The following is a 12,822-nucleotide window of genomic DNA, read 5'->3' on the forward strand; positions in this document are numbered from 1 at the left end:
GAGTAGCAATGTTCGACACCAGGATTTCGCGGCGCGCGGCTCTGATGGGAGCGGGCGCAGTCGCGGCCTGGGCCGCGAGCCCGGCGCGCGCGATGCTGCAGGCGGCGGGGCGCCTGCCGGTGCCCGCCTTTATCGATGCGCTGATCCAGAAGATGACGGTCGAGGAGAAGGCCGGCCAGCTGACCATCCTGCCCGCGGCCTGGGGCGGCGGCGTCGCCACCGCGCTCAACCCGCCGACCAACGGCCCGAGCTTCGAGGAGCAACTGGCCGAGGTCGAGAAGGGGCGCCTGACCGGCGTGTTCAACGGCAATGGCGCCGAGATGGCGCGCCGCATGCAGACCGCGGCGATGACCAAGTCGCGCCTCAAGATCCCGCTGCTCTTCGCCGCCGATGTGATCCATGGCCACCGCACGATCTTCCCGGTGCCGGTGGGCGAGGCGGCGGCCTTCGATCCCGATCTCGCCGAGCGCACCGCGCGCATGGCCTCCTATGAAGGCGCCGCGGCAGGCATCGACTGGACCTTCGCGCCGATGGTCGACATCGCGCGCGACCAGCGCTGGGGCCGCACGATGGAAGGCGCGGGCGAGGACGTGCTGCTCGGCGAGCTGATCGCCGCGGCGCGGGTGCGCGGCTTCCAGGGCAAGGATCTGAAGGCGATCGATTCGATGCTGGCCTGCGCCAAGCATTTCGCCGCCTATGGCGCGGCCGAGGCGGGTCTCGATTACTCGACCGTCGACGTTTCCGAGCGGACGCTGCGCGAAGTCTACCTCCCGCCGTTCAAGACCGCGTTCGACGAAGGCGCGCTCTCGGCTATGGCCTCGTTCAACGAGATCTCCGGCGTGCCTTCGACCGGAAACGAATGGCTGATGCGCAAGATCCTGCGCGACGAATGGGGTTTCGAGGGCTTTGTGGTGTCCGACTACACGGGCGACATGGAGATGATCGACCATGGCTTCGCCGCGGATGCGCGCGAGGCGGCCAAGCTCGCCTTCCTGGCCGGCGTCGATATGAGCATGACCAGCGGCTATTACCGCGATCACCTGCCCGACCTCGTCGCCAAGGGCGAGGTGCCGATCAGCCTGGTCGACGAATCGGTGCGCAAGGTGCTGGCGATGAAGGCACGGCTCGGCCTGTTCGAGGACCCGTTCCGCCGTATCGACGCCAAGCGCGAAAAGGCGCGCTCGCGCACCAAGCAGGCGATCGCGCTGTCCCGCGAGGCCGGGCGCAAGTCGATCGTGCTGCTCAAGAACGACGGCGACCTGCTGCCGCTGCCGAAGAGCGGCAAGAAGATCGCGATCATCGGCCCGTTCGCCGAAGGGCAGCACGACATCAACGGGCCCTGGGTGGTCTATGGCGACAACAAGCTGGCGATCGACCTGGCGACAGGCGTGCGCGGCGCGGTGGCGGACAAGAGCGCGGTGAGCGTGACGCTTGGCTCGAAGGTCGAGGAACCGCTTGCCGGCGGGATCGAGGCGGCGGTGGCCGCGGCGAACGCGGCGGACGTGGTGATCCTGGCGATCGGTGAGAGCGAGAACATGTCGGGCGAGGCGCAGTCGCGTGCCGAGATCGTCATCCCCGCGCCGCAGATGGCGCTGGCCGAGGCGGTGGCGAAGACCGGCAAGCCGGTCGTGGTCGTGCTCAAGAACGGCCGCGCGCTGGCGCTGGACGGCGCGGTGCTGAACGCGCCGGCGATCCTCGTCACCTGGTTCCTCGGTTCGGAAGGCGGCAATGCCACCGCCGATGTGCTGTTCGGCGATTACAGCCCGGCCGGCCGCCTGCCGTGCAGCTTCCCGCGCTCGCCGGGCCAGCAGCCTTATTACTACAACCACAAGGCGACCGGCCGGCCGAACCCGGAAGGCGCGCTGCAGCCCTACAAGGCGCATTATCGCGGCATCCCGAACTCGGCGCTGTTCCCGTTCGGCCACGGGCTGACCTATGGCAAGGTAGGCTATTCGGACCTGTCGGTGCCGGCAACCCTGGCCTGGGACGGCGAGATCACCGTCTCGGCGAAGATCACCAATTCGGGTTCGCGTGCGATCGAGGAAGTGGTGCAGCTCTATATCCGCGACCGGGTGGCGAGCGTCACCCGGCCGGTGCGCGAGCTCAAGGCCTTTCGCAAGCTGGCGCTGGCTGCCGGGGCAAGCGAGACGGTGACGTTCAAGCTCAAGCGCTCGCAGCTGCTGTTCATCGGCCGCGACGACAAGCCGACCGTCGAGCCGGGTCTGTTCGACGTCTGGATCGCGCCCTCGGCCGAGGCGGACGGCGTGCACGCGCAGTTCACGCTGACCGCCTGATCCATTCCTCCCTCGGCAAAGCCGGGGGAGGGGGACCGCCGCCGAAGGCGGTGGTGGAGGGGGCCTAGCCCCAGGCGGTATCGCTCGCGGGAATGCCCCCTCCACCACGCCGCTTCGCGTCGCGGTCCCCCTCCCCCGCTTCGCGAGGGAGGAATTTCAGGGAGCTTCCCGCTCCTCCAGGTCCTTCACGATCTTGGCATGCTCGCCCTTGCCGAGCGGGTTGAGCAGCATCAGCAGGCAGGACAGGGCGAGGAAGGCCAGCGGCACCACTGCGATGGTGAAGCGCATCGTGGCGAGCGTCGCCTCGCTCTGCCGGACATTGGCGACGAAGCCTGCTGCGTCGAACCCGGTAGCGAGCAGCGCGGTGGCGAGGCCGATCGCGATGCGTTGGAGCAGGGCGGCCATGCCGAATACCGCGCCCTCGACCCGCAGTCCGGTGGCGCGTTCGCCATATTCGACCGTGTTGGGCAGCATCGCCCAATAGGCGAAGTGCAGCCCGACGATCACTGCCTGCATCGCGACCAGGAACAGCTGCATCGGGCCGGCCTTGTCGATATGCACCATGACGAACAGGCTCAGCCCGGCCATGCAGGCGCAGGCGGCGAGGAACCACAGGCCACGCGTGCCCAGGACGCGCTGGAGCAGCATCCATAGCGGCACCGCCGCCGCGCCGACCACGCCCATCCAGGCGAGCGCGCTCTGCCCGGCCACGTCGTCGCCGACGAAATATTTGAAATAGTACAGCACCGATTTGTTGAGGATCGTCGCCGCGACGATCATCGCCATCATCGCAAGGTTGAGCGTGACGAAGGCGCGGTTGGCGGCGAGGCTGCGCAGGCTCGCGGCGATCGAGGGCGGCTGGGTGCGGACCGGCACCACCTGCTCGCGATAGGTTGCCCCGACCAGCATCAGGATCGCGGTGCCGAGGATGGCGAACAGGATGGCCGCCCAGAGATAGGCCTGGGCCGCGACCGCGCTGCCGCTGAGCAACGCGCCGAGCGGCAGCGTGCCACGGGCGACCAGCACGGCGGCCATGGTGCCGAACAGCATCCGCATGCCGGCGAGGAAGGCGCGGTCGCGGCTGTCGCTGCTCACCCGCGCGCTCATCGCCAGATAGGGCACGTTGACCGCGGCATAGGCGGTGCGGAACAGCAGATGGCCGATGAAGATCGTCGCGATGCCCCACCAGCCGGTGGCGAGCGGCGGCGCATAGGTCAGCACGAAGGCGAGGCCGAGCGGCACGCTGCCCAGCATCAGGAACCGGCCATAGCCGCGCCCGGGCTCGCGCCGGTCTGCCACGGCGCCGGCAAGGAAATTGGCCAGCCCGTCCCAGACCGAGGCGATGGTGTAGACCGCGGCGGCGGTCGCCACCGGCAGGCCCAGCGCCTCGGTATAATAGAAGAGCAGGAAGAGCATGATGCTCTGCCAGTAGAGATTGAAGGCGAAGTCCCCGAAGGCGAAGAGCAGCAGCCGTGCGTGGGCAGGGGCGGCGCGGAGACGGGCGATCACCATGGGGTGGACCGTCGGTACCAGGCACCGTCATGCTGAACTTGTTTCAGCATCCAACTCTCCCCAGGCGGAATCCCTTGTGACGCGTTGGACCCTGAAACAAGTTCAGGGTGACGATGGGGATTGGTCCGGGCTCCTGGCGTCATCACGATCCTATGCGTTCTTGCCTTCGTCAAAGTCGAGTACCAGCGCACGGCTTGTCGCAGCGCCGCACTGCGACGAACGGATCATCTCGTATCCGGCACGTGCCCGCGCTGGCGGCTTGCATAACCTAACCCCGAAGTCATGTTGCGTCGCAGCAAGCTCGCGTATTTGAGCTTAGGGAGTGTTGCATCCCATGACCAAGATCGACTTGGCGATCCAGGGGGTACCTATCCGCACGCCGCTGGCCAAGGCGGCGCGGCGCAACGCCAAGATATGGCTCTGCCTCTGGCTGATGGCGGCGGACGCGGTGGCGCTGGCGTTCGGCTTCGCAGTCGCGCTGGTGGTCGAGGAGCCGCGGACCATCTCCGACGGGCTGTGGACCGCGATGGCCGGGGCGCTGTTCGTCCATGCCGCGATCGCCTTCCAGAACCAAGCCTATAATCCGCGATGCCTGACCAAGCCGAGCAAGAGCTGCCGCCAGGCGCTGCTCTCCTTCGCAACGACCTTGCTCGTCTTCCTGCTCGTCGCCTTCTCGCTCAAGGTGACCGGCAAGGTGCCGCGCTTCGCGCTTGGCATGGGCATGGTCACCGCGCTGACGCTGCTGCTCTCGCAGCGGCTGCTGATCTGCCATGTGGTCAGCAAGACCTTCGGCAAGCTGACCGCCGAGCTGGTGATCGTCGACGGCGCGAACGTGCCCGACGGCTATCTCAACCGCGAGATCGTCGACGCGCGGGCCTCCGGCCTGCGCACCGATCTCGACGATCCGTACATGCTCGACCGGCTGGGCACGGTGCTGCAGGATTACGACCGCGTGGTCATCGTCTGCACGCCCGATCACAAGGCCGAATGGGCACGCGCGCTGAAGGGCGTGAACATCGTCGGCGAGATCGTGATGCCCGAGATCGCCGAGCTCGGCCCGCTCACCACGCGGCAGCGCGACGGGGTGACCACGGTGGTGGTCTCCTGGGGCCCGCTCAACCGCGCCAACCGAGTGAAGAAGCGCGCGCTCGACCTGGCCGTCACCATCCCGGCGCTGCTGATGCTGCTGCCGGTGCTGGTGATGGTGGCGATCGCGATCAAGCTCGATTCGCCGGGGCCGGTCTTCTTCCGCCAGGAGCGGATGGGGCGCGGCAACCGGATCTTCCAGATCCTCAAGTTCCGCAGCATGCGGGTGGAGACCAGCGACGCGACCGGTGCGCGCTCGGCGAGCCGCGACGACGACCGGATCACCCGGGTCGGCCGCCTCATCCGCATGACCAGCATCGACGAGCTGCCTCAGCTGATCAACGTGCTGTTCGGCGAGATGAGCCTGGTCGGCCCGCGCCCGCACGCGCTGGGGTCGACCGCCGGGGACGAGCTGTTCTGGCGGGTCGACCGGCAATATTGGCACCGCCACGCGCTCAAGCCCGGCATCACCGGCCTGGCCCAGATCCGCGGCTTCCGCGGCGCGACCAACACCAAGCGCGACATCCTCAACCGGCTCGAGGCGGACCTGGAATATCAGCATGGCTGGTCGCTGGTCCGCGACATCTCGATCCTGGTGCGGACCGCGCAGGTGCTGATGCATCACAACGCGTACTGAGGCGTCCTACGGCGCGGGCCGGCGGGACTCGGCAAAGTACACGAAGTTCACGCCGGGAGCGGGTTTTCGCGGGCGCTATTTTCCCTGTTTTCCCGGGAATGGCCTGCATCTCGCAAGATGGTTGCGTGGCGGTGGTCCTATCTTTCCTACCGGGTCAAAGAGCGGCCGGGTTGTTGCCAGGCCGGGTGAGGGAAGCAGGGGGAATCCTATTTTGCAACCAGTCCGGGATAGCGATCGGGGCCGGCACTTTCCTCCCTTCGTCATCCCCGCGAAGGCGGGGATCCAGGGTGGCAGAGCGGTGACCCTTTTGACTCTGGATCCCCGCCTTCGCGGGGATGACGAATAGAGTGCGGGGATGGCGGCGGGGGGCGGAGAAGAGGCTACCGCTCTCGTCCTGCCGTCGTGCGGATCTCGTCGATCGGGCTTAGCAGGTAGCTCGCCAGCGAGCGGCGGCCGGTGCGGATGTCGGCGGTTACCGCCATGCCGGGGGTGAGCGGCACGTTGGCGCCGTCGCGCCGGATCGTCGCGCGGTCCAGCGTCACCCGGGCGGTGTAGATCAGTCCCTGCTTCTCGTCCTGCACCGCATCCGAGCTGATCTGCTCGAGCCGGCCCGGCACCGCGCCGTATCGGGTGAAGGGAAAGGCCTCGACCTTGAGCGCGACCGGCTGGCCGGCGCCGACGAAACCGACATCCTTGTTGGCGATCGTCACTTCGGCGACCAGCTTCCCGCGCGCCGGCACGATCACCATGATCGGCTTGGCCGCCTCGACCACACCACCGACCGTGTGCACCGCGAGCTGGGTGACGGTGCCGTCGACCGGGCTGACGAGGCGTTGGAGGCTGGAGCGTTTCGTGGCCTTGGTCAGCTCCTCCTGGCGCAGGCGCGCGTCGCTCTCTGCCTTGGCGAGGTCGGCGAGGATGCGGGCGCGGGCCTCGGCGGTCGACTGGCTCGAATTGCCGCCAGCCACCGCGATCTGCGCCTCGGCCTTGCGCGCGGTGGCGAGCGCGGCGTCGCGGTCGCGCGCGGCGGCGAGGCGCTGGCGGCGCATCTCGATCACCTTGAGCTTCGAGACATAGCCCTTCGCCAGCAGCGTCTCGTTGGCAGCGATCTGCTCGTCGAGCAGCGGCAGCGTCTCGCTGAGCTTGGCGGCCTGGATCTGCGCCTCGGCCCGGGCGGCACGCGCGGATTCGGTGTCGGCGGCACGCGTCTGGCTGCCTGCCTGGATCTCGGCGAGCTGGGCACGGGCTAGCGCGGCCTGGGTGGCGGCAACCTCGGCCGTGGTGCCGGCAGGCGGGGTGAAGCGCAGCCCCTGGCCGTCGAGCGCCGAGAGGATCGCGCGCAGCCGCGCGGCGTCGAGCTGGGCGGTCTCCAGCGCCTTGCCCGCCTGGGCGGCATCGGCATCGGAGACGGTGGGATCGAGCTCGACCAGCGGCTGGCCGGCGCGCACGCTCTGGCCGTCGCGGACCAGGATCGCGCGGACGATCCCGCCCGAGCCCGGCTGGATCAGCTTGACGTCGTCGGCGGGGACCAGCCTGCCCGGCGCCGAAGCGACGACATCGACCCGGCCGAGAAACAGCCAGAGCAGGGCGACGACGAGCAGCCCGAGCAGCGCCCAGGCGGTGACGCGCGCCGTCGGCGAGACCGGGCGCTCGACCACTTCCAGCGCGGCGGGGAGGAAGTCGGTCTCCTCGGTGCGGAGGACCGAGCGGGAACGCGCCCGCTCATTGTCGAGCGCGTCGCGCACGGCGGTCCAGTGTCGAGTGACCGCGTTCATGCCGCCGCTCCCGCCTGCACGCCGATCTGGCGATGATGGAGCGCGGCATAGCGGCCGCCGAGATGGAGCAGCTCGTCATGCGTGCCGCTTTCGACGATATGGCCCTTGTCCATCGTCAGGATGCGGTCGCACTGGCGGATCGCCGAGAGGCGGTGGGCGATGATCAGCACGGTGCGGCCGGCGGCGATCGCCTTCAGGTTGCGCTGGACGATCTCCTCGCTCTCGGCATCGAGCGCGGAGGTTGCTTCGTCGAGGATCAGGATGCGCGGATTGGTGATCAGCGCGCGGGCGATGGCGAGGCGCTGGCGCTGACCGCCCGAGAAATTGACCCCGCGCTCCTCGACGATCGTGTCATAGCCCTGGGGGAGGGCGAGGATGAAGTCGTGCGCGCCGGCAAGGCGGGCGGCGGTCATCACCCGCTCGATCGGCATGGCCGGATCGGCGAGCGCGATATTCTCGCGGATCGAGCGGTTGAACAGGATGTTCTCCTGCAGCACCACGCCGATCTGGCGGCGGAGCCAGGCCGGGTCGATCTGGGCGATGTCGACGCCGTCGACCAGCACCCGGCCGGCAGCGGGAAGGTAGAGGCGCTGGAGCAGCTTGGTCAGGGTCGACTTGCCCGAACCCGAGGCGCCGGCGATGCCGAGCGTGGTGCCGGCGGGCAGGTCGAGGCTGATCTCGTCGAGCGTCCAGGGGCCGTCGGCGGCATAGCGGAAGCGGACATTCTCGAAGCGGACATGGCCGGCGAGCGCGGGCAAAGCAGTGCGCGATCCGGCGCCGGGCTCGGTACCGGTGTTGAGGATGTCGCCCATCCGCTGGACCGAGAGGCGGACCTGCTGGAAGTCCTGCCAGAGCTGCGCCATGCGGATGACGGGGCCGGAGACGCGCTGGGCGAACATGTTGAACGCGACCAGCCCGCCTACGGTGAGCGTGCCGGCGATCACCGCCTGGGCGCCGAAGAACAGGATCGCGGCGAGGCTCAGCTTCGAGATCAGCTGGACCGCCTGGCTGCCGGAATTGCCGAGGTTGATCACCCGCTGGTTGGCGGCGCTATAGGCGGCGAGCTGGCGCTCCCAGCGATCCTGCCATTGCGGCTCGACCGCGGCGGCCTTGAGCGTCTGCATGCCCGAGACGCTCTCGACCAGCAGCGAATTATTGGCGGCGCCGCGGGCGAACTTCTCGTCGAGGCGGCGGCGCAGCGGGCCGGTGACGGCGAGCGAGACGATCACATAGGCGGGCAAGGTGAGCGCGACGATCACGAACAGCGTCGGCGAATAGAGCCACATCGCGACGAGGAAGACGATCGTGAACAGCGGATCGACCAGCACCGTCAGCGAGGCATTGGTCATGAACTCGCGCACCGTCTCCAGCTCGCGGACCCGGGTGACGGTGTCGCCGACGCGGCGGTTCTCGAAATAGGCCATGGGCAGGCGGAGCAGGTGGCGGAAGAGGCGGCTGCCCAGCTCGACGTCGAGCTTCTGGCTGGTCTCCGAATAGAGCCGCGTGCGCAGCCAGCCGAACGCGACTTCCCAAAGCGAGACCAGCACCAGCCCGAGCGCGAGCACCTGCAGCGTGGCGAGGCTGTTATGGGCGAGCACCTTGTCGACAACGTTCTGGAAGAAGAGCGGGGCGGCGAGGCCGAGCAGGTTGAGCGCCAGGGTGATCAGCAGCACCTCGCCGATCAGCCGGCGGTACTTGACGATCTGGGGGATGAACCAGGTGAAGTCGAAGCGCTGGGCGGCGACCTGGGCGGAATCGCGGGTGGTGACGAGGAGCAGCTGGCCCGACCAGCGGGCCTCGAGCGCGGCGCGGTCCCAGCGCTCGATCTCGGCGCCGGGGCGCTGGACCGCGACGGCATCCTCGCCGACCCGGCCGATGACGAACCAGCCCTCGGCGCCGCTGGCCAGCACGGGCAAAGGCAGGCGGCGGAGGCGTTCGAAATCGCCTCGGGTGGCGCGGGCGCGAACGCCGGGGATGCGCCGGGCGAGGCGAAGCAGGTCGTCGGCCCCGGCCGGATCGGCATGGCCGAGATCGTGGCGCAGCTCGGCCGGATCGGCGGCGACGCGGTGCATCGCGAGGATCAGCGCGAGGGCGGCGAGCCCGTTGTCGGCGGGCTCCGGGGCGGGGTCGAAGGACAGGTCCTGCTTCACGGTCCCTCCTCTGGGTGCGGGCTCCTCAGCCGGTGACCATCTGCGGGGTGCGGCAGGCCAGCGCGGTGGCGAAGCCCTCGGCGCGGCTGGTGGCGCGCAGCAGGCCGGCATAGTCGCCGGTCCACTGGTCGGCGAAGCCGGCGACCTTGCCGTAGCTGTTGTCGAGCAGCACGTGCGGGATATCGAGCAGCAGCGAGAGGATGTGCGCGTGGAGCCGGTCGGTGACGACCAGCTCGCCCGAGGACAGCATTGCCAGGCCGCGCTGGAAGCGCCATTCGGCGAGGCGGCGCTGGCGGGCGAGGCGCTGGGCCATCGGATCGCGGGTGACCAGGCGGCCGAGCTTGAGCGAGAGGCGCAGGAAGCGCTTCTGGGCGCCGTCCTCCTCCAGCCAGTCGTCGACGGCCACGCCGGCGGGCACCGCGGCATCGTCGGCGGAGCGCTCGTGATCGGTGCGCAGCAGCGCGAAGACCGGCACGGTGGCGGAGGAACGCTGCTGGCGGCCGAGCATCAGCGCGGCATCGGGGCACAGATGGATCTCGCAGTCGAAATGTTCGCGGGCAAAGGCGAGCGAGCGGGCGTCGCGGACCAGCAGGGTGAAGGCGCCGTGGTCGCGGATCGCCTCGGCCATCTCCTTCGCCGCGGCGGGGTCGGCATAGTGGATCGACTCGGGCATCTGGACGATCGGCCGGCCGCGATGGGTGCGCAACAGGTGCAGGCGAAAGGCTTCGTGCTTGGGCCAGAGCGTGCCCATGTTGCCGCCGCCATGGATCAGGATCGTGCCGTCATTGCCGATCGCGGCGCGGCAGGCCGCATCGTCGAAATCGGCGATCGCGGAATAATAAGCGGGCAGCCGACCGCGCTGGCGCAGATAGGCCATCTCGCCGAGCCAGATGGCGGAATCGCCGACATTGGAATGATCGGGGAAGTCGACCAGGGCGAGCTTGCCCGGGGGCAGCACGGTGTCGAGGACCTGGGCGAAACGCTGGGCGAGTTCGCCGACAAGCTGGTCGGCGGTCTTGATGGTCATATCCGGCCCTTTCTGAGGCGTCTGGACAGGGTCAGGAGGCGGCCGCGCCACGGCCGCGAGATGGCGAGCAGCACGATCCCGTAGAAAAGCGCGCCCGATGCGCTGAGCAGGAGCAGCACGCTCCAGCCCGAGAGATGGGTGTCGAGCAGCCGCATCGCGACCGCCAGCGCCACGCCCATCAGCGTCGAGGCGACGAGCGGGGCACCGACCGCGCGCCAGGTATCGACCGGGCGGATGCCCGAGGCGCGGCGGAGCAGCAGGATCTGCATCGGCAGGGTAAGGTACGCGCGCCCGACATAGGAGATGGCGACGGCGAGCAGGCCATAGGGGAGCGCCGCCAGCGTCAGGATCACGCCGAGGACGAGCTGGGTGGTCGACAGCGACATCAGGCTGCGCGAGGCGCCGAGGACGCTGAGCGAGGGCGAGGCGAAGAAGTTGAGCGTGAAGGGCACGGCCATGAACGCGAAGATCTGGGCGAGTTGCCCGGCCTCGTCCCATTTCGCGCCGAACACGGTGGGGATTGCGACGGGTGCCAGCGCGCCGAAGCCGACCAGCGCCGGAAAGGAGATTGCCGAGGCCTGGGCAATCATCCAGCGATATGCCTGGCGCAGCTCGGCGGGCTCGTCCTTGACCCGGGCGAGGGTCTGCACCGCGACCTGGGTGAAGGGCTGGATCGCGCCGCGGCCGATCAGCTCGACGGTGCGCCAGGCCGTGCGGTAGACGCCGACCGCGGCCAGGCCGATGCCCGCGCCGATCGCCATTTCCTGCACGCGCACGGTGGCGAGGAAGACCAGCTGGACATAGATCAGGCTGGCGTTGAGCATGAGGTTGCCGCGCAGGATCGGCATCTCGAACTTCCAGCCCGGCTTCCAGTCATAGGAAGCGCGCGACAGGAACACGCCGGCGATCTCGGTGACGAGACGCTGGATGACCAGGCTCCACAGCCCGAGCCCGGCAAAGGCGGCGACCACCGCGCAGGTGCCGCCGATCAGTCCGCCGACGACCGAGCGCAGCGCCGTGGTGCGGTGGCCGAACTCGCGCAGGCGCAGGGCAAGGTGGGTGCCGCCGAAGGAGGAGATCGGCAGGACCAGGCTCATCACCGCGAGCGGCAGGGCGATGGCCGGCGCGCCCATCAGGTCGGCGATCGGCTGGGCGAGCGCGACGATCAGCGCGGCGGAGAGGAAGGAGAAGCCCTGCTGCGAGCGGTAGATGGTGTCGAGGAACTGGGGAGTGAGCTCGCGCCTGCGGGCGATCGTCTGGACCAGCCCGGCAGTGGCGATGATGCGGAAGGCCTCGGCGGTTACCGCCATCACCGCGAACGCACCGATGTCCGCGCGGGTGAGCAGGCGCGCGAGGATGACGAAGACGATGAAGGAGAAGAGCTGGTCCGACAGGAAGCGCGTGATCGTCCAGCCGATCGAGCTGCGGCTGCGCGCGCGCAGGCCGTCGTCGAAGCGCGCGGGAGTCTCAGCGTTCAAGCAGGCGCCTCGCTTTCAGCATGCGCATCCGCGTGCGCTCGATATGGCGCCAGGCCTTCTGCTTGACCGAATGATAGAGCGGGTCGCTCTTCGGGCCGAAGCGCGAGGGGCCGATGTCGGAGACGATCGCCGCCTCGAGGATCGGCGCGGGGAACAGCGCGAGATTGGGCAGGCCGTGCGCCCAGCTGCGGTCCATCTCGTCGTCGATCGGGCGGCGGACGGTGCGGCAATGCGCGACCAGGCGGCGCGCGCCCTCCAGCGTGATCGCATAGCCCTGGGTGCCATAGGCGGGGCCGACCAGCTCGACGATGGTGCGCGAATGCTGGAGGAAGTCACGCTTCACCACGCGCTGCCAGGTCGGGCGCTTGGCGTAGAGGCGCAGATAGTCGATGCCCTGGGCGTGGAGATCGGTGGCGGCGAGCGGCTCAAGATAGGCCCAGTCGACCAGCGTGTCGTCCTCGAGTACGATCGCCTGGGGCACGCCGAGCGCGACCATGTCGCGCCAGATCGAGAAATGGCTGGCATAGCAGCCGATCTCGCCCTTGCTCATCGCCCGGCCCTTGTTGCGGCGGATCGCGGGCTCGTCGATCGTCATGCCCTGGGCCGGGGCGGTGCACGCGTCGAAGAAGCGCCAGGCGAGCGAGGTGCCCGCCGCACGCGCGGCAAAAGCCTCCCGACGGGCGGTGGCGGTTTCGAGCGAGACCACCGCGATCTCGGTGGCGATGCTCGATTCGGGGCCCGATTCGGGCTGGAATTCACGCACGGGTACACGCCTCCTGCTCACGGTCACTGCATCGCTTGTGCGGTGCAACAACAACGATTGGTCCGGCGTGATCCTTGGTAGCGGGCAATTATTCGAGAGC

The 12,822-nt window shown here is 69.0% G+C and carries 8 protein-coding genes; 2 read left to right on the plus strand and 6 right to left on the minus strand.

From position 1 onward, the window contains the following. The first annotated feature begins 8 nt into the window (after positions 1-8). Complete coding sequence (locus J2W22_RS18075) at positions 9-2,294, plus strand: glycoside hydrolase family 3 N-terminal domain-containing protein (RefSeq protein WP_307119670.1); 2,286 nt, start codon at positions 9-11, stop codon at positions 2,292-2,294. A 156-nt stretch (positions 2,295-2,450) separates the two neighbouring features. On the opposite strand, the gene J2W22_RS18080 is transcribed toward J2W22_RS18075, so the two are convergent. Continuing rightward, positions 2,451-3,806: an MFS transporter gene (locus J2W22_RS18080; RefSeq protein ID WP_307119671.1), complete on the minus strand. Its 1,356-nt coding sequence runs from the start codon at positions 3,804-3,806 to the stop codon at positions 2,451-2,453. 334 nt (positions 3,807-4,140) lie between these two features. On the opposite strand from J2W22_RS18080, the gene J2W22_RS18085 reads away from it, so the two are divergent. After that, positions 4,141-5,529: an exopolysaccharide biosynthesis polyprenyl glycosylphosphotransferase gene (locus J2W22_RS18085; RefSeq protein WP_307119672.1), complete on the plus strand. Its 1,389-nt coding sequence runs from the start codon at positions 4,141-4,143 to the stop codon at positions 5,527-5,529. A gap of 380 nt (positions 5,530-5,909) precedes the next feature. Here the strand turns inward: J2W22_RS18085 and J2W22_RS18090 are convergent, their stop codons facing one another. Genes J2W22_RS18090 through J2W22_RS18110 form a run of 5 tightly spaced genes read right to left on the minus strand, consistent with a single transcriptional unit; the run spans position 5,910 to position 12,722 of the window. After that, a complete protein-coding gene (locus J2W22_RS18090; protein WP_307119673.1) occupies positions 5,910-7,304 on the minus strand; it encodes an HlyD family type I secretion periplasmic adaptor subunit in 1,395 nt (464 codons plus the stop codon). Then, positions 7,301-9,454 carry a type I secretion system permease/ATPase gene (locus J2W22_RS18095; protein WP_307119674.1) on the minus strand — a complete coding sequence of 718 codons (2,154 nt, stop codon included), beginning with the start codon at positions 9,452-9,454 and terminating at the stop codon, positions 7,301-7,303. The genes J2W22_RS18090 and J2W22_RS18095 overlap by 4 nt, the downstream gene beginning before the upstream one ends. A gap of 25 nt (positions 9,455-9,479) precedes the next feature. Next, positions 9,480-10,481, minus strand: coding sequence for a polysaccharide pyruvyl transferase family protein (locus J2W22_RS18100; protein WP_307119675.1), 1,002 nt, complete (start codon positions 10,479-10,481; stop codon positions 9,480-9,482). After that, the gene (locus J2W22_RS18105) at positions 10,478-11,959 is read right to left on the minus strand and encodes a lipopolysaccharide biosynthesis protein (protein WP_307119676.1); all 1,482 of its coding nucleotides are present in this window, start codon (positions 11,957-11,959) and stop codon (positions 10,478-10,480) included. Before J2W22_RS18105 ends, J2W22_RS18100 begins: the two co-directional genes overlap by 4 nt. Beyond that, on the minus strand, positions 11,949-12,722 hold the full coding sequence (locus J2W22_RS18110) for a glycosyltransferase family 25 protein (RefSeq protein WP_307119677.1): 774 nt from the start codon (positions 12,720-12,722) through the stop codon (positions 11,949-11,951). Before J2W22_RS18110 ends, J2W22_RS18105 begins: the two co-directional genes overlap by 11 nt. Between the last annotated feature and the right edge of the window lie 100 nt (positions 12,723-12,822).

Origin of the sequence: Sphingomonas kyeonggiensis, assembly GCF_030812785.1 — a bacterium.
Classification (GTDB): Bacteria; Pseudomonadota; Alphaproteobacteria; order Sphingomonadales; family Sphingomonadaceae; genus Sphingomonas; species Sphingomonas kyeonggiensis_B.